This window comes from Frigidibacter albus (genome assembly GCF_009908165.1).
Classification (GTDB): Bacteria; Pseudomonadota; Alphaproteobacteria; order Rhodobacterales; family Rhodobacteraceae; genus Frigidibacter; species Frigidibacter albus.
In genome coordinates this window covers 1-24740 of the sequence record NZ_JAAAUC010000008.1, presented here as the reverse complement: position 1 = coordinate 24740, position 24740 = coordinate 1, and the positions used below count along the sequence as shown (strand labels likewise).

Below are 24740 nucleotides of genomic sequence, written 5' to 3'. Positions count from 1 at the left end.
AAGGTATACTGGCAGGGTGGGCGGTTTTTTATGTCGCAGGGGGGATCCGCAGTCTTCTGCGAGCAACCAGCCCCGTTTCGCCCGAGACATCCGCCCGCCCTTCCTTCTTGCCCGGAATCAAGGCGCTTCAGCGCCGCCGGGCAGCGCCCGTCCGCCCCCTCGGGCGGGCGCTTTGCGACGGTTCCGCCTAGAAATCCGGTGGGAGATGCTGAAAGATAAAGTGCCTAGAACCCCTGTTGCTCGCCCACCCGGCGGACGGGCGCTGCCCTCTGACGGTGACGTGGGGACGGCTCACGCCCTGCCGTCAAAGAACGCCCGCGTCCGCCCCCGCACCCAATCCCACAGCGCCGGCGCGCCGCGGGCGACCTTGGTACCCACTCGGGCCTCCAGCTGTTCGGCCGTCACGTTGTAGCTGATCCACGTCCCGCCACCGCTTTCGATGTTGTGCATCACCGGCTGCACCCGGTCCAAAGCCTTGGCGAACACCGCATCAGGGCTTTCCGCAGCCTCGAACTCTTCCCACAGCGCCCGCAGGTCGGCGCCCAGATCCGCCGGCAGCAGCCCGAAGATCCGGTCCGCCGCAGCCGCCTCGGCCGCAACCGTCTCCGCACTCCCATGTGCGGCGCCGTTCGCGGAATGGATCGGCACATCGCCCACGTCGATCTCGACCAGATCATGCAGGATCAGCATCCGCAGCACCCGGTCGATGCTGACGCCGGGCGCGGCCTGATCGGCCAGGACCATCGCATAGAGTGCCAGATGCCAGCTATGCTCGCCCGAATTCTCGCGCCGCGAACCATCGGCCAGCGTGGTGGCGCGCAGCACCTGCTTGAGCTTGTCGGCCTCGTTCAGGAACGCGAACTGCGCCTCCAGCCGACCTGTCACGCCTTGCCCGCCCGCACCTTCGCCAGCGCGGCCTCCAACGTGCGGCGGCCGCGGCGTTCGGCCAGCCGCAGCCGGATCGAGGTCATGAAGGTTTCTTGCAAGGTGGGCGACAGCTCGCCAACCGATTTCGCGACCTTCTCATAGAAGCGGTCGTCGCCGATCTCATCCAGCGCCGCCAGAACGTCGCGGGCGAGGTCGTCGGCCAGATCGTCCAGCAGCGCCATGACTTTTCCTCAACTCTGGCCCTTAGCGCGACACTTCGCCCAGACGGCGCTTCACATAGTCGCTGACCGTGCCGATCATCGGCGTCATATGTGTCTCGTCATCCTTGAAGAAGTGATCCGCGCCCTCGACCAGATGGTGGGTCACGGTGATGCCCTTCTGCTCGCGCAGCTTGCCCACCAGCGTCGCGGTATCCTTCGGCGGCGCCACCCGGTCGGCGGTACCGTTGATGATCAGGCCGGACGAGGGGCAGGGGGCCAGGAAACTGAAATCATACATGTTTGCCGGCGGCGAGACGGAAATGAAGCCGGTGATCTCGGGCCGGCGCATCAGCAGCTGCATCCCGATCCACGCGCCGAACGAAAAGCCCGCGACCCAGCAATGCTTGGCATTGGGGTTCATCGCCTGCAGGTAATCCAGCGCCGAGGCGGCATCAGACAGCTCGCCGATGCCCTGGTCATACTCGCCCTGGCTGCGGCCAACCCCGCGGAAGTTGAAGCGCAGCACCGTGAAGCCAAGCTTGTGGAACGCGTAGTGCAGGTTATACACGACGCGATTGTTCATGGTGCCGCCAAACTGCGGATGCGGATGCAGCACGATGGCAATCGGGGCGTCGCGTTCCTTCTGGGGGTGGTATCGTCCTTCCAGACGGCCCTCGGGGCCGGGGAAAATCACTTCGGGCATCACGTCGCCTGACTTTTTTGCGGGGCCGTGCGAGACCATTCTTGACGGTTTCGGTCGGAGACCCTAGAACTGTTCTAAATTCCGGACGCGGGGCATTTCCCCAAGCCGGACCGCCGGGTGGATTGGAGTTAAGCGGCCTTCCCCGCGGCGTCAATGTCTTTGGCGCAGAGGTGTGCATGAAACTCTCGACGAAAGGCCGCTACGCGATGGTGGCGCTGGTGGACCTGGCTACGGCCCGGCCCGAACAGCTGACCTCGCTGGCGGAAATCTCGAAACGGCAGGATATTTCCCTGCCCTACCTGGAACAGCTGTTCGTCAAGCTGCGCCGCGCCGGCCTGGTGGACTCGGTCCGCGGCCCCGGGGGCGGCTACAAGCTGGCGCGCGAGCCCGCCACGATCCGCATTTCCGAAGTGCTGGAGGCGGTGGATGAAACCGTCAGCGCCATGCACACCGGCGCCGGCGTCACGGGCGGCGTGTCGGGCAGCCGGGCGCAGTCGATGACCAACCGGCTGTGGGAAAGCCTGTCCGCGCAGGTCTATGTCTTCTTGCACCAGACCACGCTGGGGGATGTGATGAAGAACTCGCTCAAACCCTGTCCCGCCGTGCCCTCGCTGTTCCGCGTCGTCGACGAGTAAAGGACGCCCCCCTTGCAAACCCGCGCCTATCTTGACTGGAACGCGACCACGCCGCTGCGCCCCGAGGCGCGGGCGGCGATGATTGCGGCCATGGATGTGGTGGGCAACCCCTCCTCGGTCCATGCCGAGGGGCGGGGGGCCAAGGCGCTGCTGGAGCGCGCCCGCGGCCAGATCGCGGCGGCCCTCGGGGCCGAGGGCGCCGACATCGTCTTCACCTCCAGCGCAACGGAATCTGCGGCGCTGGCCCTTGCCGGCCGCGGCCTCGCCTCGGCGGCGGTGGAGCATGATGCGGTGCTGGCCTGGACCGATGCCAGCCTGCCGGTGGATGCGGATGGCCGGGTCACGGTCACCGACCCCGCCCGCAGCACGCTGCAACTCGCCAACAGCGAAACCGGCGTGGTGCAGGATCTGCCGCCGGGCCTCGCCGTCTCCGACCTGACGCAGGCCTTCGGCAAGCTGCCGCTCGCCTTCAACTGGCTCGGCTGCGACATCGGCCTTGTCAGCGCGCATAAACTCGGCGGCCCCAAGGGCGTGGGCGCGCTGGTGCTGCGCCGGGGCATCGACTTTGCCCCGCAGATCAAGGGCGGCGGGCAGGAAATGGGCCGCCGGGCGGGGACAGAGAACCTGATCGGCATCGCCGGTTTCGCCGCTGCGGCCGAGGCGGCGGCCCGCGATCTGGCGGGCGGGGTCTGGGAGCAGGTGGCCGAACTTAGAAATATTCTAGAATGGGCGGTGGAATCCTGCGCCGAAGATGTTACTTTTGCTGGCAGAGGCGCGGCGCGCCTGCCAAACACCACCACGATGATCTGCCCCGGCTGGAAGGGAGAGACCCAGGTGATGCAGATGGATCTGGCGGGTTTCGCGGTCTCGGCAGGCTCTGCCTGTTCCAGCGGCAAGGTGCGCGCAAGCCGCACCCTCGCCGCGATGGGCTTCGACGCCGCCGCCGCGGCCAGCGCGATCCGGGTGTCTATCGGCCCCGGCACGACGCGCGACGAGATAGAGCGCCTTGCCGAGGCATGGCTGAAAGCACGGGCGCGCCACCGGGCGCGCGCTGCATGAACTTCGCGCCGCAAGGCGTTGCAAAAGAACGGAAAAGTGATGGCCTTGGACACCGATATCGACGCCCCCGAACTGGAAGCCCCGCAGCTTGAGGTCCGCGAAGGCGTCGACCGCGAAACGGTCGAGACCGTGGCGAACATGGGCAGCTACAAATACGGCTGGGACACCGATATCGAGATGGACTATGCCCCCAAGGGCCTGTCCGAAGACATCGTGCGCCTGATCTCGTCGAAGAATGACGAACCCGAATGGATGACCGAATGGCGCCTGCAGGCCTATCGCCGCTGGCTGCAGCTGGAAGAGCCGCGATGGGCGATGCTCAACTACCCGGAAATCGACTATCAGGACCAGTTCTACTACGCGACGCCCAAAAGCATGGCTGAGCGCCCCAAAAGCCTTGAGGATGTCGATCCCAAGCTGCTGGCGACCTATGAAAAGCTGGGCATCCCGCTGAAGGAACAGATGCTGCTGGCGGGGGTCGAGGGCGCCGAGGAAATCACCTCGGGCCGCAAGGTCGCCGTGGATGCGGTGTTCGATTCTGTCAGCGTCGGCACCACCTTCAAGGCCGAACTGGCCAAGGCCGGCGTGATCTTCTGCTCGATCTCGGAAGCGATCCGCGAGCATCCCGAGCTGGTGAAGAAGTATCTCGGCACCGTCGTGCCGCAATCGGACAACTTCTTCGCCACGCTCAACTCGGCCGTCTTCTCGGATGGCAGCTTCGTCTACATCCCGCCGAACACCAAATGCCCGATGGAGCTGTCGACCTATTTCCGCATCAATGCGGAAAATACGGGTCAGTTCGAGCGCACCCTGATCATCGCCGACAAGGGCAGCTATGTCAGCTATCTCGAAGGCTGCACCGCGCCCAAGCGCGACATCGCGCAGCTTCATGCCGCCGTGGTGGAAATCGTGCTGCTGGACGATGCCGAGGTGAAGTATTCCACCGTCCAGAACTGGTATCCGGGCGATGAAGAAGGCAAGGGCGGCATCTACAACTTCGTCACCAAGCGCGCCGATTGCCGGGGTGCGCGGTCCAAGGTGATGTGGACGCAGGTCGAGACCGGATCGGCGATCACCTGGAAATACCCCTCCTGCCTTCTGCGCGGCGATGACAGCCAGGGCGAGTTCTACTCCATCGCCATCGCCAACAACATGCAGCAGGCAGATACCGGCACCAAGATGGTGCATCTGGGCAAGAACACCAAAAGCCGGATCGTCTCCAAGGGCATCTCGGCGGGCAAGGCGCAGAACACCTATCGCGGCCTTGTCTCGATGCACCCCAAGGCGACCAACAGCCGCAACTACACGCAGTGCGACAGCCTGCTGATCGGCTCTGGCTGCGGCGCGCACACGGTTCCCTACATCGAGGTCAAGAACAACTCGAGCCGGGTGGAGCATGAGGCGACCACCTCCAAGGTCGATGACGATCAGCTGTTCTACTGCCGCTCGCGCGGGATGGACGAGGAAGAGGCGGTGGCGCTGGTCGTCAACGGCTTCTGCCGCGAGGTGCTGCAGGCGCTGCCGATGGAATTTGCCATGGAAGCGCAGCAGCTTGTGGCGATCAGCCTTGAAGGCTCGGTCGGATAGGCTCCGGGCAATCCCGATTTTCACGGGGTGCCGCTGGCCCCTGACACACCATTGCCGCGCGTGGCGCGGGACAAGAAGGACCACGAAAAAATGCTGGAAATCAAGAACCTGCATGTGAAACTTGAAGAAGAGGACAAGGTGATCCTCAAGGGCGTCGACCTGACGGTCGAGGCGGGCAAGGTCCATGCGATCATGGGGCCGAACGGGTCCGGCAAATCGACGCTGTCCTACGTGCTCTCGGGCCGCGGCGGCTACGAGGTGACGGAAGGTTCGGCGACGCTCGACGGTGCCGAACTGCTGGACATGGAGCCCGAAGAGCGCGCCGCGGCCGGCCTGTTCCTGGCCTTCCAGTATCCGGTGGAGATCCCGGGCGTCGGCAACATGACCTTCCTGCGCACCGCGGTGAACGCGCAGCGCAAGGCCCGCGGCGAGCCCGAAGTCAGCGCCGCCGAGTTCCTCAAGCTGGTGCGCGCGCAGGCCAAGCTGCTGAACATCGACGCCGAGATGCTCAAGCGTCCGGTGAACGTCGGCTTCTCTGGCGGCGAGAAAAAGCGCAACGAAATCCTGCAGATGGCGATGCTGGAGCCGCGGATGTGCATCCTTGACGAAACCGACAGCGGCCTTGATGTCGATGCGATGCGGCTGGTCGCCGATGGCGTCAACGCCCTGCGCGACGGCAAGCGCGGGTTCCTGGTCATCACCCACTATCAGCGGCTGCTCGACCACATCAAACCCGATGTCGTGCACATCATGGCCGATGGCCGCATCGTCAAGACCGGCGGGCCGGAACTGGCGCTGGAGGTCGAAGAGAACGGCTATACCGACATTCTGGCGGAGGTGCAGTGATGGCAGCGCCAAGGCCCCGCAGCGATCTGCGGGCAGAGACCACCGCGGCGCGGCTGGCTGCGCTCGAGCTGCCGCAGGGCGGCTTCACCGCGCCCGCCCGCGCCGATGCGCTGGCGCGCCTGCAGGCGATGGGCCTGCCCACCCGCCGCGATGAATACTGGAAATACACCGACCCGACCACGCTGACCGCCGCTGACGCGTCGCCCGCCGCGGTGCTGGTGGACGCGGAGCCGCCGGTCTTCGGCGCCATCGACCGGCTGAAGATCGTGTTCGTGGACGGCGTCTTCGATGCCGCCGCTTCGGACGACCTGTCGCTGGAGGGCCTCGAGATCTCGCGTCTGGCCGACGCTGGCGACATCCATTGGGCGCAGGGCCTCTACGGCACGCTGGAGGCGCAGGGCCAGATCCCGGTCGCCCGGCCGCTGGCGGCACTGAATTCGGCGGCAGCAACCGACGGTGTGCTGATCCGGGTGACCGGGCGGGTGAGCAAGCCAGTAGAGCTGATTTATCGCCATATGTCAGAGGCTTCCGACGCGATCCTCCACCATCTTGTGAAGATCGACCCGCAAGCTGATGTAACCATTCTGGAATCCGGCCCCGGCGCCGCCCGCTTCAACACGGCGATGGAAGTGGACCTTGGCGCCAAGGCGAGCTTCCACCACATCCGCGTTCAGGGCAGCGACCATCACCGCCGCGCCGTGACCCATGTGTTCGCGCGCATCGCCTCGGAAGCCACCTTCAAGTCCTTCACGCTGACGATGAACGGCGCGCTGACGCGGAACGAGGCGGTGCTGGACATCGTGGGCGATCACGCCACCGCCCATGTCGCGGGCGCGGCGGTGGGGGACGCGAAATCCGTGCCGTTCCATCAGGATGACACCGTGTTCGTGACCCATGCCGGCACCCATTGCGAAAGCCGGCAGGTGTTCAAGAAGGTGCTGAAGAACGGCGCCACCGGCGTGTTCCAGGGCAAGATCCTGGTCAAGCCCGGCGCGCAGAAGACCGATGGCTACCAGATCAGCCAGGCCCTGCTGCTGGACGGCGACAGCCAGTTCCTCGCCAAGCCCGAGCTGGAAATCTACGCCGATGACGTGAAATGCTCGCATGGCTCCACCTCGGGCGCGATCGACGACACGGCGCTGTTCTACCTGCGCTCGCGCGGGGTGCCGCTGGCCGAGGCGCAGGCGCTGCTGGTGCTGTCCTTCCTCGGCGATGCGATTGCCGAGATCGAGGATGCGGGCATTGCCGGGGCGATCACCGACCGGCTGGAAGCCTGGCTGGCGCGCCGGCTTTGAGGGGGCGCTGAGCAATGGCGCTGACCGATGATATCCTGGCGACCTGGCGCAACCCGCGCCGGGTGATGGCGCGGATCCTGGATGCGGGACCGCGCGAGGACCGGGCTCTGGTGTTCCTGCTGGTCGCGGTGCTGGTGATCTACGTCTCGCTGTGGCCCGCCCTGTCGCGTGCGGCGGTGCTGATGCCCGAAGCGCCGCTGGCGCAGAGGCTGCTCGCCGCCTTCTTCGGCGTGCTGCTGCTGGTGCCGGTGGCCTATCCGCTGGCAGCGCTGAGCCACCTTGCCAGCCGCGCGGCGGGCGGGCAGGGCACATGGCACGGCGCACGGATCGCGCTGTTCTGGGCGCTGCTCGCCATCTCGCCGCTGATGTTGCTGCGCGGCCTTGTCGCAGGGCTGATCGGCGCCGGCGTTCAGCTGCAACTGCTGGACCTGCTGGTGTTCGCCGGCTTTCTGTGGATATGGCTGTCGGGACTTTGGGTGGCAGAGTTTCGGAGGATCTGATGCAGCTGGAACTGAAATCGCTTGTCTCGCTGGCGCGCGAGTCGGTCGCCGATCCGCGCGGCGTGGCGCGGGCGCTGATGGCGATGAACCTGCCGATGGAGGCGCGCTGGCTGGGCATGGCGGTGACGGTGGCGCTGTCGGTGCTGCTGACGCAGCTGGCGCTCCTGGTGATGCAGGTGCCAAGCGGCGGCCAGCTTGGCGGCATGATGGGCTCGCCCGCCAGCGCCGCGGTGACGCAGCTGGGGATCATGCTGGCGCTGTCGCTGGGGATCGGCCATGTCGGCCGGATGCTGGGCGGCAAGGGCAGCTTCCCCGACGCGCTGCTGCTGGTGACCTGGGCCGAGTTCGTGCTGGTGCTGCTGCAGGTGATCCAGATGTTTGCGGCGCTGATCTTCCCCTTCTCCTCGGTGCTGATCGGTTTTGCCGGTGTGGCGCTGTTCTTCTACCAGCTGACCCAGTTCACGGCCGAGCTGCATGGCTTCACCAATCCGGTGAAGGTGTTCTTCGGCCTCTTGGCTGGGTTCTTCGCCGCGGCCTTCGCGCTGGTGGTGGTGCTGTCGATCCTGGGGGTCTCCCCGGCCGAGCTTGGAGCCTGAGGCCATGTATGATGTGACCGCGGTCCGCGCAGATTTCCCGATCCTCTTACGCGAGGTGAACGGCAAGCCGCTGGTCTATCTCGACAATGGCGCCTCGGCGCAGAAGCCGCAGGTGGTGATCGATGCTGTCACCAACGGCTATGCGCGCGATTATGCCAATGTCCACCGGGGCCTCCATTACCTCTCCACCGTCTCGACCGAGGCCTATGAGGCGGTGCGCGGCAAGGTCGCCCGCTTCCTCAATGCGCCGTCCGAGGAACATATCGTCTTCACCACCGGCACCACCGAGGCGATCAACCTTGTCTCCTATGCCTGGGCCGCGCCGCGGCTGGTGGCGGGGGACGAGATCGTGCTGTCGGTGATGGAGCATCACGCCAATATCGTGCCCTGGCATTTCTTGCGCGAACGGCAGGGCGTGGTGCTGACATGGGTGGAGCCCGAGGCGGATGGCAGCCTTGACCCCGCGAAGATGCTGGCAGCCATCGGCCCGCGCACGCGGCTGGTGGCGGTGACCCACATGTCCAACGTGCTTGGCACCAAGGTCGATGTCGCGGCGATCTGCGCCGGTGCGAGGGCAAAGGGCGTGCCGGTGCTGGTTGATGGCTCCCAGGCGGCGGTGCATATGCCGGTCGATGTGCAGGAAATCGGCTGCGATTTCTACGCGATCACCGGCCACAAGCTCTATGGCCCCTCGGGATCGGGCGCGATCTACATTGCGCCGGAACGGATGGCCGAGATGCGCCCCTTCCTCGGCGGCGGCGACATGATCCGCGAGGTGGCGCGCGATACCGTCACCTATGCCGACCCGCCGATGCGCTTCGAGGCCGGCACCCCCGGCATCGTGCCGCAGATCGGCATGGGCGTTGCCATCGACTACCTGACCGGCCTTGGCATGGACAACATCGCCGCGCATGAGGCGGATCTGCGGGACTATGCGCAGGCGCGTTTCGCGGGCCTGAACTGGCTGACGGTGCAGGGCAATGCCCCGGGCAAGGGCGCGATCTTCTCCTTCACGCTGGAGGGCGCCGCCCATGCGCATGACATTTCCACCGTGCTCGACAAGCGCGGCATTGCGGTGCGGGCCGGCACCCATTGCGCGATGCCGCTGATGACGCATCTGGGCGTGGGCGCCACCTGCCGCGCCAGCTTCGGCCTCTACAACACCCGGGCCGAAGTGGATGCGCTGGTGGATGCGCTGGAGCTCTGCCACGACCTCTTCGGCTAAGGCGCCCTCTCCCTCTTCCCCTTTGCCTTTTCCAAATATCCTCGGGGGGTGCGGGGGGCAGAAGGCCCCCCGCCGCTGACCACCAGCCCGACCTCAGGATTTCTCGTCCTCCCAGTCGCTCCCCACCGCCTCGCGGTCCTTGGCGGCCTCCTTCGCCGCCATGTCGCGGATCTCGGCATGGTCCTCGGCGCGGGCGTCCTGCGGCGTCTCGCCGGCGGGGACGGGGGAGAGCTGCAGACGGAACAGCATCGGGAAATGGTCGGAGCCTATGTCCGGCAGGCGCCGCATTTCGACCAGCCGGAATCGCGGGTCGTGGAACAGGTGGTCCAGAGGCCAGCGCAGGATCGGGTAGCGGGCATCGAAGCTGTTGTAGAAGCCGCGCCCGACCCGGGGGTCCATCAGGCCCGAGAGGCGCTGGAAGCGGCGCGTGGTCAGCGACCAGGCGACATCGTTCAGATCGCCGGCGACGACGCAGGGCAGGTCGTCCTTCGACGCCTCGATCCCGACAAGGCCCAGTTCGGCGTCGCGGCCCTCGCTGTCATGGCTGGGAACCGGGGGCTCGGGATGGACCACATGCAGGCGGAAGACAGCACCGTTGCGCAGGCGGATCCTGGCGCGGATCGAGGGCACCTTCTCCACCAGCAACTCGCGCAGCTCATGCCCTTCGATCGGCAGGCGCGAGAACAGCGCCATGCCATAGCCATTGTCCAGCGGATGCTCGATCCGGTGCGGGAAGTCGGCATGAAGCGGCTCCAGCGCCCGGGTCCAGTCCGCGTCCACCTCGATGGCCATCAAGATGTCCGGCGCCTCGTCCTGAACCCGCGCGATCAGCCGGTCATAGGCGCGGTTCGAGAGTTTGACATTGGCGGCCAGCAGCGAAACCTGCGCCTGCGGATCGGGCTGCTCCGGCCGCAGCGACTGGCGGCGCCAGAGGGGCGTGAAGCGGATCACATGCCCCGCCTGGATGGCGGCCACAAGCAGCATCACCGCGCCAAGGGCCGTGCCCCAGGGGATGGGCAGGAAGGCATAGAGGATGGGGGCGAGCGCAAGCGCGATGCCGCAGATCTGCAGCCGCGGAAAGTCGCAGGAGCGCACCGCCCCATGCGCGACGCGCAACAAGGGCAGCAGGGTCATCAGCAGCAGCAAAACGGCCAGCGCCACGGCAAGCCCCAGCCCGATCGTCGAAAGCGCCGTCATCATGCCGTGCCGTCCCCCGTCAGTCCCCGTCCCCATCCACAACCCCGCGGCTTTTGCCGGGTTCCCTGCCGCGACCCGGGGCAGCCAGAGTGGCACGGATCGCGCCCGGCCCAAAGCCCCAAACCCCGCTTGCGAAGCGGCGCCGGCACGGCTATAGAACGCCGCAGGCACCCGTAGCTCAGCTGGATAGAGCGCTGCCCTCCGAAGGCAGAGGTCACTGGTTCGAATCCAGTCGGGTGCACCATCTCATTCCTGACGGGCGGCACGCCCCCCTTGAAGCCTCGCCCCTGAAGCCCTCGCCTTGGCGCAGAGCAGCCATACTGCGGCCCTATTTCCTGCTATACCTTGACTTGCGTCAACCAAGGGAAGGCAGTGCCATGACGGGTGCCGAGTTCGATCAATACGCTGGCGATTACGATGCGCAGCACAGGCAGAGCATCGCCCTGTCGGGGGAAACGCCAGAGTATTTCGCCGATTACAAGGCGCGCGAGCTTGGGCGCCTCGCCGCGGTCTGGGGTTTCGACCAGCCAAAGCTCCTCGATTTTGGCAGTGGCATCGGAAACTCCATCCCTGCGCTGCGTCGGCATCTTCCGCTGTCGCAGATCACCACCGCGGATGTGTCTGCGGAAAGCCTGCAAGCCGCGCGGGACCGCCATGGGGACCGCGAGGCGCAGCTGCTGATCACCACCGGATCCTTGCCGGTGGAGGATGCGTCGTTCGACCTGACCTTCGTGGCCTGTGTCTTCCACCACATCCCGCATGAAGAGCATCTTGCCTGGCTCGAGGACGTGCGCCGGGTCACGCGCAAGGGCGGGCGGATCGTGATTTTCGAACACAACCCGGTCAATCCGCTGACGCTCCATGCCGTTCGCAACTGCCCGTTCGACGAAAATGCGCATCTGATCCCCGCGCGCCAGATGCGCGAGCGGCTGGCCCAATCCGGCTGGACCGACGTGCAGACCGACTACCATGTGTTCTTCCCCGCCGCGCTTTCTGGGCTGCGCCGGCTGGAGCCCTGGCTTCGCTGGTGCGGGATCGGGGCGCAATATGCGTGTCATGCGCGCAACCCGGTGGACGCATGAAAGGGGCCGTGTCGAACCGTGGCGATCTGCTGGGGCAGGTGTCCCGCTACGCGGTGACCGGCGCCGCGAACACCTGCCTGGGGTTCACGATCATCGTGCTGTTGCACAAGGTCGTCGGAATCGGTCTTGTTGCAGCCAATCTGGCCGGCTTTGCCGCCGGGTTCGCACTGTCCTTCCTCCTGAACCGGCGCTGGACCTTTGGCTGGAACGGCTCGACCCGGGCAGTCCTGCCACGGTTTGCGGCCCTGGTGCTTGTGGCGTTTCTCCTCAACCTGGCGATCACGGCGGGCCTGGAACAGCAGGGGCTGCCTTACGGTGCCGCCCAGGCCTGCGGTGTCATCTTCTACAGTGTCTTCATGTTCATAGGGCTTCGCCATGTCGTATTCGCCGATCATGCCTGATGGGGTCGTCTCTGTCGCGCCGCTGCGGGCAAGGCCCACATTGGCCATCGTCGTTCCGTGCTTCAACGAAGAGGCGGTGCTGCATACCCTGCTGGCAAGACTGGCCCGCCTGAACGAGGATCTGCTGGCCTCGGGCCGGATCGCCGAGCCTGCGGAGATCATTCTGGTGGATGACGGCTCTGGCGATGCGACCTGGGAGATTATCACCTCGGCGCATCTGGCGGGTCCGGTGACCGGCATCCGTCTGTCGCGCAATCATGGCCATCAGCGGGCGCTTCTGGCCGGCCTGATGCAGGCGCGCGCGGATGTCGTCGTCAGCATGGATGCCGATCTTCAGGATGATCCGGACGTGGTTGCCGACATGATCGACGCCTATCGCAAGGGCGCCGAAATCGTCTATGGGGTGCGCGCCTCGCGGGCGAGCGACAGCCGCTTCAAGCGCTGGACGGCGCGAGGTTACTACCGGCTTCTTGCCATGCTTGGCACCGAGCTGATCCCCGATCACGCCGACTTCCGGTTGATGAGCCGCCGCGCGCTTGCCGCGCTCAGCGGTTTCGAGGAGACGAACCTGTTCCTGCGCGGCCTGGTGCGGGAAATTGGCTTTGCGTCTTGCACCGTCCATTATGACCGCACCTGCCGGACGGCTGGAGAGAGCAAGTACTCGCTCGCCAAGATGCTTGCGCTCGCGTTCGAAGGGATCACCTCCTTCTCGGTCAGGCCCTTGCGCATCATTGCCCTGGTCGGCTGTGTCATTGCCGCCTTGGCGTTCATCATGGCCGGATATTCGCTTTTCGCATGGGCGGCCGGGAAGACCCTGTCCGGCTGGACCTCTGTCGTGGTGCCGATGTATCTTCTGGGCGGGCTTCACCTGATCGCTCTGGGCGTCATCGGGGAATATGTCGGCAAGATCTACCATGAAACCAAGCGCCGTCCGCGGTTCATCCTGGACGAGGTGCGCCCATCGCAGCGCAAGTTCCATGAAGTCGCGGCGCAGGTTCAGGTGAGCGATGTTCTGCCCGCGCCCTCCAAGGTTGCCTGAATGACGTCGATTGACCAGGGCCGCGGGGCGGTTTCGCCCGTGACCGGGGTGCGGGGTCTTGCCCCGCTTGCTGCGCTGGCCGTGGCGGCGTGCTGCACTGTCCTGCCGATTTTGGCGCATCCGCATCTGCCGCTGACCGATCTGCCGAACCATATTGCGCGTCACGCCATCCAGGCCGAACCGGGCGGGCCGCTGTCACAGTTCTACACCGTGACGTCGAAGCTGGTGCCCAATTCCGCCGTGGACCTTCTGTGGCGCTTCACCGGCTTTCCGGGAACGCCCGAGCGCTTTTCGCAGATCGTCCTGGCCGCCTATGCACTGGCGCTGATCGCGGCGACGATGCTGTTGTCGCGGACCGTGCAGGGGCGCTGGACGGCATGGCCGGCGGCATCGGGGCTGCTTGTCTTCAATGCCCCCTTCTTCTGGGGGTTCGAGAATTATGTCGTTTCCATTCCCTTCGCCATCGCCGCCCTGGCGATCTACCTTGGGACCGAGGGGCGCCCGACCGTGCAGCGTTGCGCCCTTCTCGTGCCGCTGGCCCTGGCGCTCTACACCATGCATTTCTTCGGCTTTGCGGCGCTCGCCATCGCGGCCCTGGGGCGAGAGGTGCAGCGGCTTCTGGGCGCGGGGGCGGATTGGAAGCGGCAGCTTGGGCGCGGGCTGCCTCTGGCGGTCCCCTTTCTCGTTCCCATCGGGTGGATGCTGAGTGACATCCTGACCTCGCCGCCAGCGCCAAGCGGCAGCGTCACGCAGTTCGGGGGGCTGTCCTCTAGGTTCGAGCTTCTGACGGCAAGTTTCGAGGCACCCGGAAGACTGGGGGGCCTTTGGCTGAACCTGCTGGGCCTGGCGGGACTGGTGACGATCCTGGGCTGCCTCTTCAGCTTGCGCCGCCGCTGCGGAGCACGGCTTGTCATGGCGCCCGCGTTGATCGGGCCGGCCGTGGCACTGGCCGCGGCAACCTTGGCCGCGCCGCTGTGGCTGAACGGCGTTGCCCTCGTCCATATCCGGCTACCCTTCGTTCTGCTGACGGTGCTGCTGGCGGGCACCGCCTGGACAGGGCTGACCGCGCGGCAGGCCCGCGCCCTGGCGCTGTGGATCGTGCTGCTGCTGGTCGCCCGCGGCGTCGCGTTCGAGAGGTTTGCCGCCGATCACAGCGCCGAAGTCCAGGATCTGGTGCAGGTTCTGGACAGCCTGCCCGCCGGCAGCAGGCTGCTGCCGCTGCGGGCAGCAGGCATGGAACGCGACAGGCGCCTGTGGCACGTTCAGGCCTATGCCGTCAGCCTGCGGGGCGCCTTCGTTCCGACGCTGTTTCAGGGCGTGCATGACCTGCAGCTGAAGAAGGGGTTCGAGACCTCGGCCCATCCCGCGCTGTTCAGCATCGACGAAAGACGCCTGTTGCCGGGCAGTGCAGAACGCGCGCAGACCGACATCCCGTTTCTCGAAGGCTGGCAGGACAAGTTCACGCATGCCCTGCTGCTTGATGCCGTGCCGACCACCCTTGATAGCCATGCCAACCTGACCAGGGTTGACGGAAAGGGCCGCTTTACCCTGTATCGGATTTCGGGGTCGCCCTGAGCCTATGGCAGGTCAGGCCACAGCCCCCCGCCGCGGCGACCACGGCAGCGCCGGGCCATAGCCAAACCGCATCACAAGGTCCGGCCGCAGCGCCGGCTCGCCGATCAGCGCGGCCAGGTCGGGGCGCAAAGCGGGCACCTCGACCGGCTGGTTGAGGAAGGCGTGTTTCAGGCCAAGCGCGGTGGCGGTCAGGGCGAAGCGCTGGCAGGCGCGGCCCACGGCGACCCAGTGGGCGGTATCCTCGCGGTCCGCGACGAACACCGCGAAGCCGGCAGAGCTGGCGGTGTGGCGGGCGTATTTGTCATTCTCGGCTTCGGTGGTGAAGACCTGGTCGAAGGCGAAGCGGCCAAGCGCATCGGGCAACACCGGATTGCCGCTGGCGGCGGCATAGAGCCCGTCGCCGGTCGCCATCGCGCTGCGGGGCGAGAAGCGCAGCCAGTGCTTCAGCTCGGCGATGAAGGCGGGGTCGGCCATCTGCGCGGTGTTGCCGGCGATGATCAGCTCGCCGATCCGGGTCATGGCCGCGCGGTCGGTGATCAGGATCAGCCGGACGCCGGGCATCGTGCCGGCCTGCTCCAGTTGCGCAAGATCGGCGGCGGGCACCGGGCGCCCGTCATAGGCGGCGCGGGTGGATTGGCGGGCGGGGATCGCCGCCAGCAGCGGGTCCGGGCGCGGCGGGCCTTCTGTGTGGCGCCAGGTGAGGGCGCCAAGCCCGTCCGTCTCACCCGGCCGGCCGGTGGCACTGGCGGCGATGGCGAGGGTTTCCATCGCGCAGCCTAGGCTGACCCAGAGGTGGTGGTCGTCGGGATCGACCACCGGCGTCGCGCGCGTCAGGTCCGGGTGCAGGGTGATCGCGCCCGGCGCGGTCTCGAACCGCCAGGGCTGGGTGTTGTGGCCGCTGGCGGCGAGGCTGGCGGTGCGCAGCAGGTCTGCCATCGGCGGGTTGTCCGCCAGCGGGGCGCGCAGGCGGGCGATGTAGCGGGCGTAGCTGGCCTGCGAGCCGGTGGCGGCGCGCCATCCGGCCGCGCCCGCCGCGCCAAGGGCGAGGGTGGCGGCGCCGGCGGTGAGAAGGTGGCGTCTGTTCATCTGGCGATCCCCTGTGCCCTCCCGTGGCGGCAGGATTGCAGGGGGCAGGCGCGCTGTCGTTGATCTCGGTCAGGTACGGTCCCTACCAGCGCAGCAGGCGCGGACCCAGCAGGCGGCCGGCGGCGCCGGAGATCACGATGCCGAGGCCATACCAGCAGACATAGAACAGCGGGCTGTCCTCGGGGCAGTGCAGCGCGTAGAGCGCGGTGGCGGCGGCCCCTGCGAGGAGGCCGGCGAGCAGGCCGGTGCGGGCGGGGCTGGTGCTGGCGCCGCGGCGCAGGGCGAGGAGGCCGGCGGCGAGGGGCAGGACCGCCAGCGCCGGGATCGAGATCAGGCAGGCGAGGGCGGTATTGCCGAGCCAGGCTTGCGGCCATCTTGCTTGCGGCGTGGTGAGCAGCCCTGCGGCCAGCAGCGCGAGAGCCAAGGCCCCCAGCACGGCCAGCGGCAGCAAGGACGGCCGCGCCTCGGGCCGGGAGGAGCGTAGGGCGAGCACCAGCGCAGTGCCCGCCAGCACCAGAGGCAGTGCCACCTTGGCGGCCACCGCGGGCTGCATCAACGCGGCGGCGAGGCCCGGGCGCAGGCCCCAGATCCCCAGCAGCGCCAAAGCAGTCAATGCCAGCGCCGGCAGCAGCCAGCGCGCGAGGCTCGCACCCAGCCCGGGCTCGGCAGGTGCATCGGCGGCGAGGGCGGCGATCAGCTGGTCGGTCTTCATTCGATATGCCTTTCTCTCAGCGCGGCGAGCCGCTTGAAGGCGCGGTGCAGCACGACCCGCACCGCGCCTTCGGTCATCTCCAGCCGCCGGCTGGTCTCGGCGATTTCCTCGCCGTCGATCCCGATCGCCCTGACGATCTCGGCCGAGCGGGGGTCGAGCCGTTCGATCATCCGCAAGGCATCGCTCGCCTCGGTCGGGTCCGGGCCGGGATCGGCCGCGATCAGTTCGGCGAAGTCGCCGAGGGGCAGGTCCACCCGCTGGCCGCGGGCGCGGAAGGCGTCGATCACCTTGTGCCGCGCGATGGCATAGAGCCAGGGCCGCAGCGGCGCGTCACTGCGCCATGTATGGCGCTTGAGGTGGATCGCCAGCAGCACCTCTTGCACGATATCCTCGCAATGCTCCGCCCCCAGGCTGCCGCCCCGCGCCCGCACCAGCCCGCGCAGCATGGGGGTGATGGCGTGCAGGAAACGGCGATAGGCGCGGGCGTCGCCCGCATTGGCGGCCCGCAGCAATGCCGCCCACTCAACCTCTGTCATCTGCATCTTGCCTGCCAGTTCGGCGCGCGCGGGCGCTTTGTTACAGCCGCGGCCACGGTATTGCGCGAATTGCACGAATGCCAACACGGATGCGTGATCGGCGTAACAAAGCGTCCCTGCGGCCCGACTGGTGTTGCGGGAACCGGCTGACGGGCCCTGAGCAACGCAACATTCCTGAGGAGACACCGAGAATGACCCATATGTCCAACACGCTGACCCTGGCCGCCTCGCTGGCGACGGCGCTGACCCTTGCGGCCGGCTCTGCGCAGGCGGCCGAGATGGAGAAATGCTACGGCGTGGCGCTGGCCGGCCAGAACGATTGCGCCGCTGGCCCGGGCACCACCTGCGCCGGCAGCTCGACCATGGACTATCAGGGCAACGCCTGGAAGCTGGTCCCGGCCGGCACCTGCACCACCATGGAAACGCCCAAGGGCATGGGCTCGCTGGAGCCGATCGCGATGTGATCTGGCGGGGGGCGGGGCTCTCCCGCCCCCGTTTTCATGGGGGAGGTTCCGATGATCAATTTGCCTGCCGCGCCGGGGCTGGGGTTCAAGCCCGAGCATTTTGCGGCGATCCGAAGCACGCGGCCGGACCTTGGCTTCTTCGAGGTTCATGCCGAGAATTACATGGGCGCGGGCGGCGTGCCCCATGCGCAGCTGCGGGAGCTGCGGGCCGATTATGCGCTGTCGCTGCACGGGGTCGGGCTGTCCATCGGCGGGGCAGGGCGGCTGGATGCCGAGCATCTGGCCCGGCTGAATCGCCTGTGCAACGCCTATGAGCCCGAGAGCTTTTCCGAGCACTTGGCCTGGTCGAGCCATGGTGGGGATTACCTCAACGACCTGCTGCCTCTGCCCTATACACCCGAGACGCTGGGGATCGTCTGTGACCATATCGACGAGGTGCAGGCGGTGCTGGGGCGGCGGATGCTGCTGGAGAATCCCTCGACCTATGTGCTGTTTGCGCAATCGACGCTTTCGGAAACCGAGTTTCTGGCCGAGGTGGTGCGCCGCACCGGCTGCGGCCTGCTGCTGGATGTGAACAACGTCTTCGTCAGCGCCACCAACCACCGCACCGATCCGCGCGCCTATCTGGCCGACTTCCCGCTGGCGGCGGTGGGCGAGCTGCATCTGGGCGGCCATGCCGAGGAGGCGCTGCCCTCGGGTCCCTTGCTGATCGACGCGCATGGCACGCCGGTCGCGGACCCGGTCTGGACGCTGTATGCCGAGGTGCTGGCGCGGACCGGGCCGCTGCCGACGCTGATCGAATGGGACAATGACGTGCCGGAGCTTCCGGTGCTGCTGACAGAGGCGGCGCGGGCGGGGGCCTTGTTGGACGCGTTGGAGGTTCGCCATGCTCGCGCCGGCTGAGGGGCATGGCGGCTTCGTCGCGGCGTTCCGGGCGGGGCTTGTCGGAGGCGGGCTGCCGGAGGGCGTGACGGCGGTGGCAGAGGCAGAGCAGCGCTTTGCCGTCTACCGCAACAACGTCGCGCACAGCCTGACCGAGGCTTTGGCGCGGCGCTTCCCGGCAGTGTCGCGGCTGGTGGGGGACGCGTTCTTCCGGGCGATGGCGCGGGTGTTCATTGCGCAGCACCCGCCCGCCTCGCCGGTATTGCTGGATTGGGGCGCAGAGTTTCCGGGATTTCTGAAAGGCTTCCCGCCGGTCGCTGGCCTGCCCTATCTGCCGGATGTGGCGCGGATCGAGCGGGCGCGGGGGCTGGCCTATCACGCGGCGGATGCGGTGGCGGTGAGCCCGGCGGCGCTGGCGGGGGCGACGAGTCCCGAGGCGTTGCGGCTGGTGCTGCACCCGTCGGTGGCGCTGGTTGCCTCGGCCTGGCCGGCGGCAAGCATCTGGGCGGCGAACCAGCCGGGCGCAGACGCGGCAGGGATGCGGGCGCAGGGGCCGGAGTTGGCGCTGATCCTGCGCGACAGGGCACTGGAGGTGCCGGTGCGGGCGCTGGCCCCCGGCGATGCCGCGCTGGTGGCGGCGCTGCTGGCGGGGCAGGCGCTGGGGCCCGCGGCGCTGCGGGGACAGCTGGCGGAGCCGGGGCACGATCCGGCGGCGGTGCTGGGATATCTCATGGCGGCGGGCGCGATCATCGAAGTGGGGGAAGCGGCATGACAGGGATGGCTTCACGCATTTCGCGGCTGAATGCAGCCGGGGACCGGGTCGGTTGGGCCCTTCCGGCGCTGGCGCTGCGGCTGTTTCCGGCGGCGGTGTTCTTCGCCTCGGGCCGTACCAAGGTGGAGGGGCTGACGATCAAGCCCGCGACCTACTTCCTGTTCGAACACGAATACGCCCTGCCGCTGATCCCGCCGCATCTGGCGGCGGTGGGCGCGACGCTGGCCGAACATCTGCTGCCGGTGCTGCTGGTGCTGGGGTTGATGACAAGGGGCGCGGCGCTGGGGCTGCTGGCGATGACGCTGGTCATTCAGGTCTTTGTCTATCCGGGGGCCTGGGCGACGCATGGGCTCTGGGCGGCCTGCCTGCTCGCACTGATCGCGCGGGGGCCGGGGGCGCTGTCGCTGGATGCGCTGCTGGGGCTGGATCGCCGCGGCTGACACAGCAAATCGGGCCGCAGAATAATCTGCGACCCGCTCTTGCACGGCCGGCCCGACATGGGGGTATGCCGCGCCGGTGGTCCGGCAAGTCTGGGCCGCGCTGGGTGCGCGGATGCTCTGTGCCGTCAGGCTGGGTGCCGTCAGGCTGGCCGCCGTCAGACGGGCGGCTGCCCCCGCAGGGCGCGGGCAATCATCGCCACGACGAAGAGCACGATGAACACGAAGAACAGGATCTTGGCGATCCCGACGGATGCGCCGGCAATGCCGCCAAAGCCAAGCGCGCCGGCGATCAGCGCGACGATGAGGAATGTGAGAGCCCAACCAAGCATAGTGCAACTCCTTCTGAGGGGGCGGATAGAGACCGTTGCGGCGCGGCCGGTCGGGTCGCGCCTCTGCAGCCTCAACTCTGCGCCCCGGCGCCGGTTCCGTTGCCGGCGAAGGATCTGCGTGGGGCGTGCCGCCGCTGCCTCTCGATTTGGGAGGCGCGGCCGCGCCCTGTCATCGCCCCGAAAAACGGCCGGATTCAGCCGAAATTCGGGGCATTCGGCGGATCGGCGCTGCACATTTCCGGCATCTGCGGCGGGGGTGCAGGGCAAGGCATTTCCCCGGGCATTTTGTTGCGTCATACTGATTCAGGTTGGAACCTTTGCCCCCGGCAAGGCGTATTTCCGGAAAGGGGCGCTTTGCCAGGATGCCCACCCGGCGCGACCCGACGCCCTGATTTCGACCCGTTGACGTGACTAGCATTGCCATGATCCGTGACCCAGATTGGACCCCTGCCTTGGCCTGGACCCCGCCCCAACTGCGCATCCTCTACCTCGAAGACGAGGCGATCATCGCGATGGAGACATCGCAGGTGCTGCGCGACCTTGGGTTCGAGCAGATCGCGGCTGCGGCCTCGCTTGCCGGTGCCGAGAAGGCACTGGCCGAAGGCATGCCGGATCTGGCGCTGCTGGATGTGAGCATCGGGCGCGCCGGACTGTCCTCGCTCGATCTGGCGGCCAAGCTGCTCGAGGCGGGTGTGCCGGTGGTCCTGGCGACCGGGCATACCGCCTTCGAACTCAAGGCAGATCCGCGGGCTTGCGTGCTGGAGAAGCCGTTCAGCCCTGACGATCTGGAAGCCGCGCTGCGCCGGGCCGTGTCATCCCGCGGCGGGCGCGGCGGGCACACAGCAACCGCCGCGCAATAGCCCCGGTCAGGCCGCGAGCCGGCGCCGGTTCTCGTCCACCGCGTCGCGGTAGAGGGTGACTGTCGCCATCATCACATCGTCCGGGCTGGTGCCTGTGGCCAGCGACATCGCGCCGTGTTGCCAGGCATGGGCGGCAAGAGCCATCTTTTCTCCGACCATCCGCACCACCTCATCCTGCGCGCCGGCATCGCCGCGCGCCATCATGGTCAGCCGCTGTTCGATGACCACCTGCGCTTCCAGGGCCAGAAGGGTGCTTTGCAGAACGAAGGAGAAAAAATACATGGATCGACCTCATGATGAACAGTGAACAGTCGCAGGACCTGCCTACTTCGAACATCGGAGAACCGCCATCCCGCTTTCGCGCAGAAATGCTGCAGTGCAGAAACTCATCCGTCAAGCGACCTTTCGGCCACAGAAACGGGCTGCAATGACGCGGCTTTGTGCAATGGCTGTTGGCGCGCGTGCTCTTTCACAAGTGCGCGCTTCGCCCTATCTGCTATAATCAGAAAAAACCGGAGGACGCGCGATGGCCGAAACCAGAGCGAAGCTGGCCCAGATCGACCCGGTCTGGAGCCGTATCTGCGAAGAGGCCGAGGCCGCCGTGAAGGGCGAGCCGCTGCTTGGCGGGCTGATCCATTCAAGCCTGCTGCACCATCCGACGTTTGAACGGGCGCTGGCCTTCCGGTTCTCGCTGAAGCTGGCCTCGGGCGAGATGAGCGAGCAGATCCTGCGCGAGATCGCCGATGCCGCCTTTGCCGATGCGCCCGAGATCGGCCGTGCGGCGCGGGCGGATGTGGTGGCGGTGCATGACCGCGATCCGGCCTGCCACCGCTTCTTGCAGCCGGTGCTGTTCTTCAAGGGCTATCAGGCGATCCAGGCGTACCGGATCGGCCATTGGCTGTGGCAGCAGGGGCGCCGCGACATGGCCTATTTCGTGCAGATGCGGGTGTCGGAAGTGTTCGGCGTCGATATCCATCCCGGCGCGCGGATCGGGCAGGGGATCATGATCGACCACGCCCATTCCATCGTGATCGGCGAGACGGCGGTGGTGGGCGACAACGTGTCGATGCTGCATTCGGTCACGCTTGGCGGCACCGGCAAGGATGATGGCGACCGCCACCCGAAGATCGGCGACGGGGTGCTGATCGGCGCCGGGGCCAAGGTTCTGGGCAATATCAGCGTCGGCCGCTGCTCGCGCATTGCCGCGGGCTCGGTGGTGCTGACCGACGTTCCGCCCTGTACCACGGTTGCCGGGGTTCCGGCGCGGGTGGTGGGCGAGGCGGGTTGCCCGCAGCCGGCGATCCAGATGGACCATCTGGTGGTCGGCGGCTAGAGAGGGGCTGGTCCCAACGGGCCGCACATCACTGACAGGCTGACCCGATGCATCCCAAACTGCTGCTTGCCGGAGCCTACCGGACCCTGTTTCTGGGCCCGCCGGCGCCCCGGCCCGATCCGCTGATCCTGTGGCTGATCCCGATGGTGGGCCGCGCCAATGCCGGGGATTGGGACCGCGCCTGCGAGGTGCTGGCCGGCACGCTCGCCTCGATCGAGGCGGTGCGCTATGCCAACTGGAAGGTGCTGCTGTGCTCGCAGGACCGGCCAGAGGGCTTTGTCGATGGACCGCGCCACGAATTCGTGCAGGCACCGCCGCAGGACATGTCGAAGGGCATCTCCGACCAGAACATCAAGGCAAGGCTGCTGGCGGAACATGCGGCGCGGACCTGCAAGGGCTTTGCCTATGTCTCGCATCTGGATGCCGATGACCTGATCCACCCGGACCTGCCGGGCTGGATCGCCGCCGACAATAACGGGTCGGGCTATATCGTCGAGAAGGGCTACATGCTCGATTTCGCCAGCGGCCGGATTGCCCGCATGGGCACGGCGCCGGGCGAGTCGGTGTTCTGGAAGCACTGCGGGTCCTGCGGCTATTTCGCCGTGGATTTCGGGCGCCAGAAGTTCCCGGCCTTCCACCTGCGGCTGATCGGCAAGGGCCACAAGAACTACATCGCCCGCAGCGCGCGGCTCGGCCGCCCGCTGACCCCGGTGCCGTTCCCGGCGATGATCTATCTGGTGAACCACGGCGAGAACGTCCAAAGCCGCCGCGGCCATGACAAGATGGTCTACCTGGCGCGACGCGAGGTGACGGACGAGGGCGAGGTGGCGCGGGTGCGGGCGGAGTTTGGGTTGGGGGGCTCTATCTGATCAAGGAGGGGAAAAAGCCACGCGAAGCGAACTGGACGCGATAAAGAGACCTACGCTAGCGGCGCGCGACCTCGCTGAACTGCATCCCGATATCCTGATATCCCGCGATTTAGGCGTTGCCCTCCATGTCAACGCTCTGGAACGCTCCAAGCCGCTTATTGAGAACAGGCAGATCATCGCGACGAGGCTTTGTTGCGCAAATGCGGTGGAGATTTGCTCTGTGAATTCAGCGTGGTAGCTGGTCTGCATGAACAGACCGAAGCCCCCCACCTACCGCATGATGAACTGGCATGACTACAACCTTGCGTTCTCGAAGCGCGGATCGCTGTCGATCTTTTTTTATCCCGAGACGCAGTGGCTGGCCGCGCCAACCGGCAGGTGCGGGCGGCAGCCGGTGTTCACCGACGCGGCGATCCAGGCCTGCCTGACGCTGAAGGGTGAGGATGTCAGCGAGATGCAGGATCTGATCGCGGCGCAGTTGAAAGTCGTCCAGATTGCCCGCCCCAAGAAATCCTGCCGCCGCTGCGAGCGCATGGTGCAGATGCCGGCTCCCAGCCGGCCGATCCCGGACAGCATGGCCGGCGCCGGCCTTCTGGCCCACATCTTGGTCTCGAAGTTCGACGATCAACTTCCCTTGTATAGCCAGCACGAGATCTTCGCCCGCATGGGGGCAGACATCCCGACAGCACGCTGGTCGATTGGTGTGACCGCGCCATGCAGGTGCTGGCGCCGCTGCCCACAGCTCTGCCGGAGGCCGCCTGATGGCAACCGTCACCCATGTCTGCACCCTCGACTACGTCGCCAGGATGCCGGGCGAAGACCCTAAGCTTCTCGAAGCAATCGTCTACAACGACGACAATCTGACCTACGGCGCGATCATCAGCGTCTATACCGGTTCAGACGAGACCATCATCGCCCTGACCGGCCAGGGCATCGAAGAACTGCAAGACATGCTCGGGGGCGCCCGCTTCACCATCAAAACCTGGCACGAGTTCCTCGACGACCTCGTCCATGACGCCGACCTCGTCGCCCGCATCAAGACCCAGTCACGGCGGTAGAAATCTGCCGGTTACCCGCGGATGGGGCCTATGACACTCGGGCCTGCCACGCCGCCATCGCGGCGCGCGGAGCAGCGGCAGTCATCCCGCCCCGCAGGAACGGCAAGCCGTGGAACGAACCGACCGCAGGGGCGGCGGTGCGCAACGAGGCACTCCGCAGTTGCCGCCGTCTTGGCAGGGCGATTTGGAAGCGCTGGACCGGCTACTACCGACGAAGTCTGGTCGAGACCAAGATGCGCTGCTTCAAGCTCCTGGGCGAGCGCGTCGTGTCGCGCGACTTCGACAGGCAAGTCGCCAAACTTCAGATCAGGGCCGCCATCCTCAACCGCTTCACCGCCCTGGGAACACCCCTCACGCAGCGTGGAGGATAGGTCTGACCAGGGGAAGGGGTGACCTGCCACGGGATTTTTCCTCCAACTGCGATTAGAGTCCGCTCCATGGAGAGGACGGACGATGAAGCGAACGATACGAACCGAAGAGCAGATCATCGGCATTTTGCAGGAGCATGAGGCCGGGGCGAAGTGCGCAGATCTCTGCCGCAAGCACGGGATGTCGGAAGGCACGTTCTATG

The 24740-nt window shown here is 66.9% G+C and carries 30 protein-coding genes, 1 tRNA gene and 3 pseudogenes; 25 read left to right on the top strand and 9 right to left on the bottom strand.

Translation table 11 applies throughout. From position 1 onward, the window contains the following. Nucleotides 1–291 precede the first annotated feature (291 nt). From GVY41_RS13020 to GVY41_RS13010, 3 genes are read right to left on the bottom strand one after another with little or no spacing between them, the layout of a single operon-like run. Entirely contained in the window at nucleotides 292–885 is a 594-nt protein-coding gene (locus GVY41_RS13020; RefSeq protein ID WP_161347183.1) for an HD domain-containing protein, read from the bottom strand. Next, complete coding sequence (locus tag GVY41_RS13015; RefSeq protein ID WP_161347181.1) at nucleotides 882–1109, bottom strand: hypothetical protein; 228 nt, start codon at nucleotides 1107–1109, stop codon at nucleotides 882–884. Before GVY41_RS13015 ends, GVY41_RS13020 begins: the two co-directional genes overlap by 4 nt. A 22-nt stretch (nucleotides 1110–1131) precedes the next feature. Next, nucleotides 1132–1791 carry an alpha/beta hydrolase gene (locus tag GVY41_RS13010; RefSeq protein WP_161347180.1) on the bottom strand — a complete coding sequence of 220 codons (660 nt, stop codon included), beginning with the start codon at nucleotides 1789–1791 and terminating at the stop codon, nucleotides 1132–1134. Nucleotides 1792–1967: 176 nt separating this feature from the next. On the opposite strand from GVY41_RS13010, the gene iscR reads away from it, so the two are divergent. From iscR to GVY41_RS12970, 8 genes are all read left to right on the top strand, one after another. Continuing rightward, on the top strand, nucleotides 1968–2426 hold the full coding sequence (gene iscR, locus GVY41_RS13005) for a Fe-S cluster assembly transcriptional regulator IscR (protein WP_161347178.1): 459 nt from the start codon (nucleotides 1968–1970) through the stop codon (nucleotides 2424–2426). A gap of 12 nt (nucleotides 2427–2438) precedes the next feature. Continuing rightward, nucleotides 2439–3485 (top strand): cysteine desulfurase family protein, encoded by a 1047-nt coding sequence (locus GVY41_RS13000; RefSeq protein WP_161347176.1) that lies wholly within the window; start codon nucleotides 2439–2441, stop codon nucleotides 3483–3485. 39 nt (nucleotides 3486–3524) lie between these two features. Further along, complete coding sequence (gene sufB, locus GVY41_RS12995) at nucleotides 3525–5072, top strand: Fe-S cluster assembly protein SufB (protein WP_161347174.1); 1548 nt, start codon at nucleotides 3525–3527, stop codon at nucleotides 5070–5072. 90 nt (nucleotides 5073–5162) lie between these two features. Further along, nucleotides 5163–5918, top strand: coding sequence for a Fe-S cluster assembly ATPase SufC (gene sufC / locus GVY41_RS12990; RefSeq protein ID WP_161347172.1), 756 nt, complete (start codon nucleotides 5163–5165; stop codon nucleotides 5916–5918). Further along, on the top strand, nucleotides 5918–7213 hold the full coding sequence (gene sufD, locus GVY41_RS12985) for a Fe-S cluster assembly protein SufD (RefSeq protein ID WP_161347170.1): 1296 nt from the start codon (nucleotides 5918–5920) through the stop codon (nucleotides 7211–7213). Before sufC ends, sufD begins: the two co-directional genes overlap by 1 nt. 14 nt (nucleotides 7214–7227) lie before the next feature. Continuing rightward, nucleotides 7228–7713 carry a YIP1 family protein gene (locus GVY41_RS12980; RefSeq protein ID WP_161347168.1) on the top strand — a complete coding sequence of 162 codons (486 nt, stop codon included), beginning with the start codon at nucleotides 7228–7230 and terminating at the stop codon, nucleotides 7711–7713. Beyond that, a complete protein-coding gene (locus GVY41_RS12975) occupies nucleotides 7713–8309 on the top strand; it encodes a Yip1 family protein (protein ID WP_161347166.1) in 597 nt (198 codons plus the stop codon). The genes GVY41_RS12980 and GVY41_RS12975 overlap by 1 nt, the downstream gene beginning before the upstream one ends. Nucleotides 8310–8313: 4 nt before the next feature. Beyond that, nucleotides 8314–9534: a cysteine desulfurase gene (locus GVY41_RS12970; RefSeq protein ID WP_161347164.1), complete on the top strand. Its 1221-nt coding sequence runs from the start codon at nucleotides 8314–8316 to the stop codon at nucleotides 9532–9534. A gap of 93 nt (nucleotides 9535–9627) precedes the next feature. On the opposite strand, the gene GVY41_RS12965 is transcribed toward GVY41_RS12970, so the two are convergent. Further along, nucleotides 9628–10734, bottom strand: coding sequence for an endonuclease/exonuclease/phosphatase family protein (locus GVY41_RS12965; protein ID WP_161347162.1), 1107 nt, complete (start codon nucleotides 10732–10734; stop codon nucleotides 9628–9630). 164 nt (nucleotides 10735–10898) lie between these two features. On the opposite strand from GVY41_RS12965, the gene GVY41_RS12960 reads away from it, so the two are divergent. The 5 genes from GVY41_RS12960 (at nucleotide 10899) to GVY41_RS12940 (ending at nucleotide 14828) form a co-directional block, all read left to right on the top strand. Then, a tRNA-Arg gene (locus tag GVY41_RS12960) sits at nucleotides 10899–10975 on the top strand. A 133-nt stretch (nucleotides 10976–11108) separates the two neighbouring features. Beyond that, nucleotides 11109–11813, top strand: a complete 705-nt coding sequence (locus GVY41_RS12955) for a class I SAM-dependent methyltransferase (protein WP_161347160.1) — start codon at nucleotides 11109–11111, stop codon at nucleotides 11811–11813. Next, nucleotides 11810–12214, top strand: a complete 405-nt coding sequence (locus GVY41_RS12950) for a GtrA family protein (protein WP_161347158.1) — start codon at nucleotides 11810–11812, stop codon at nucleotides 12212–12214. Before GVY41_RS12955 ends, GVY41_RS12950 begins: the two co-directional genes overlap by 4 nt. Further along, complete coding sequence (locus tag GVY41_RS12945; RefSeq protein WP_170301194.1) at nucleotides 12189–13253, top strand: glycosyltransferase family 2 protein; 1065 nt, start codon at nucleotides 12189–12191, stop codon at nucleotides 13251–13253. The genes GVY41_RS12950 and GVY41_RS12945 overlap by 26 nt, the downstream gene beginning before the upstream one ends. Continuing rightward, nucleotides 13254–14828: a hypothetical protein gene (locus GVY41_RS12940; protein WP_161347156.1), complete on the top strand. Its 1575-nt coding sequence runs from the start codon at nucleotides 13254–13256 to the stop codon at nucleotides 14826–14828. Nucleotides 14829–14840: 12 nt separating this feature from the next. On the opposite strand, the gene GVY41_RS12935 is transcribed toward GVY41_RS12940, so the two are convergent. The 3 genes from GVY41_RS12935 to GVY41_RS12925 form a co-directional block, all read right to left on the bottom strand. Then, nucleotides 14841–15914, bottom strand: coding sequence for an Acg family FMN-binding oxidoreductase (locus GVY41_RS12935; RefSeq protein ID WP_161347154.1), 1074 nt, complete (start codon nucleotides 15912–15914; stop codon nucleotides 14841–14843). 82 nt (nucleotides 15915–15996) lie between these two features. After that, nucleotides 15997–16626 carry an NrsF family protein gene (locus GVY41_RS12930; protein WP_161347152.1) on the bottom strand — a complete coding sequence of 210 codons (630 nt, stop codon included), beginning with the start codon at nucleotides 16624–16626 and terminating at the stop codon, nucleotides 15997–15999. Further along, nucleotides 16623–17162 carry a sigma-70 family RNA polymerase sigma factor gene (locus GVY41_RS12925; RefSeq protein WP_161347150.1) on the bottom strand — a complete coding sequence of 180 codons (540 nt, stop codon included), beginning with the start codon at nucleotides 17160–17162 and terminating at the stop codon, nucleotides 16623–16625. Before GVY41_RS12925 ends, GVY41_RS12930 begins: the two co-directional genes overlap by 4 nt. Before the next feature lie 191 nt (nucleotides 17163–17353). Between GVY41_RS12925 and GVY41_RS12920 the strand changes: the two genes are divergently transcribed. Genes GVY41_RS12920 through GVY41_RS12905 form a run of 4 tightly spaced genes read left to right on the top strand, consistent with a single transcriptional unit; the run spans nucleotide 17354 to nucleotide 19720 of the window. Then, nucleotides 17354–17626: a BufA1 family periplasmic bufferin-type metallophore gene (locus GVY41_RS12920; protein WP_161347148.1), complete on the top strand. Its 273-nt coding sequence runs from the start codon at nucleotides 17354–17356 to the stop codon at nucleotides 17624–17626. Nucleotides 17627–17677: 51 nt separating this feature from the next. Beyond that, on the top strand, nucleotides 17678–18529 hold the full coding sequence (bufB, locus tag GVY41_RS12915; protein ID WP_161347146.1) for an MNIO family bufferin maturase: 852 nt from the start codon (nucleotides 17678–17680) through the stop codon (nucleotides 18527–18529). After that, nucleotides 18513–19280 carry an HvfC/BufC N-terminal domain-containing protein gene (locus GVY41_RS20550; protein WP_161347144.1) on the top strand — a complete coding sequence of 256 codons (768 nt, stop codon included), beginning with the start codon at nucleotides 18513–18515 and terminating at the stop codon, nucleotides 19278–19280. Before bufB ends, GVY41_RS20550 begins: the two co-directional genes overlap by 17 nt. Then, entirely contained in the window at nucleotides 19277–19720 is a 444-nt protein-coding gene (locus tag GVY41_RS12905; RefSeq protein WP_161347142.1) for a DoxX family protein, read from the top strand. Before GVY41_RS20550 ends, GVY41_RS12905 begins: the two co-directional genes overlap by 4 nt. Before the next feature lie 155 nt (nucleotides 19721–19875). On the opposite strand, the gene GVY41_RS12900 is transcribed toward GVY41_RS12905, so the two are convergent. Further along, nucleotides 19876–20049 carry a DUF1328 domain-containing protein gene (locus GVY41_RS12900; RefSeq protein ID WP_161347140.1) on the bottom strand — a complete coding sequence of 58 codons (174 nt, stop codon included), beginning with the start codon at nucleotides 20047–20049 and terminating at the stop codon, nucleotides 19876–19878. A gap of 422 nt (nucleotides 20050–20471) precedes the next feature. Between GVY41_RS12900 and GVY41_RS12895 the strand changes: the two genes are divergently transcribed. Beyond that, nucleotides 20472–20909 (top strand): response regulator, encoded by a 438-nt coding sequence (locus GVY41_RS12895; protein ID WP_229726061.1) that lies wholly within the window; start codon nucleotides 20472–20474, stop codon nucleotides 20907–20909. 6 nt (nucleotides 20910–20915) lie between these two features. On the opposite strand, the gene GVY41_RS12890 is transcribed toward GVY41_RS12895, so the two are convergent. After that, nucleotides 20916–21191: a hypothetical protein gene (locus GVY41_RS12890; protein ID WP_161347137.1), complete on the bottom strand. Its 276-nt coding sequence runs from the start codon at nucleotides 21189–21191 to the stop codon at nucleotides 20916–20918. A gap of 244 nt (nucleotides 21192–21435) precedes the next feature. On the opposite strand from GVY41_RS12890, the gene cysE reads away from it, so the two are divergent. The 7 genes and pseudogenes from cysE to GVY41_RS12855 all read left to right on the top strand — a co-directional run. Beyond that, nucleotides 21436–22242 (top strand): serine O-acetyltransferase, encoded by an 807-nt coding sequence (gene cysE / locus GVY41_RS12885; RefSeq protein ID WP_161347135.1) that lies wholly within the window; start codon nucleotides 21436–21438, stop codon nucleotides 22240–22242. 47 nt (nucleotides 22243–22289) lie between these two features. Then, nucleotides 22290–23111 carry a hypothetical protein gene (locus GVY41_RS12880; protein WP_161347133.1) on the top strand — a complete coding sequence of 274 codons (822 nt, stop codon included), beginning with the start codon at nucleotides 22290–22292 and terminating at the stop codon, nucleotides 23109–23111. Nucleotides 23112–23358: 247 nt separating this feature from the next. Further along, nucleotides 23359–23547: pseudogene (locus GVY41_RS12875) on the top strand (IS5/IS1182 family transposase); the annotation flags it as partial. Further along, a pseudogene (locus GVY41_RS12870) lies at nucleotides 23536–23846 on the top strand (IS66 family transposase); the annotation flags it as partial. The pseudogenes GVY41_RS12875 and GVY41_RS12870, both read left to right, overlap by 12 nt. 26 nt (nucleotides 23847–23872) lie before the next feature. Then, complete coding sequence (locus GVY41_RS12865) at nucleotides 23873–24169, top strand: hypothetical protein (protein ID WP_161347131.1); 297 nt, start codon at nucleotides 23873–23875, stop codon at nucleotides 24167–24169. Beyond that, nucleotides 24169–24540 (top strand): annotated as a pseudogene (locus GVY41_RS12860) (transposase); the annotation flags it as partial. The gene GVY41_RS12865 and the pseudogene GVY41_RS12860, both read left to right, overlap by 1 nt. An 82-nt stretch (nucleotides 24541–24622) precedes the next feature. Next, nucleotides 24623–24740, top strand: a 118-nt coding sequence (locus GVY41_RS12855; RefSeq protein ID WP_161656903.1) for a transposase, incomplete at its 3' end; no start/stop codon positions are given.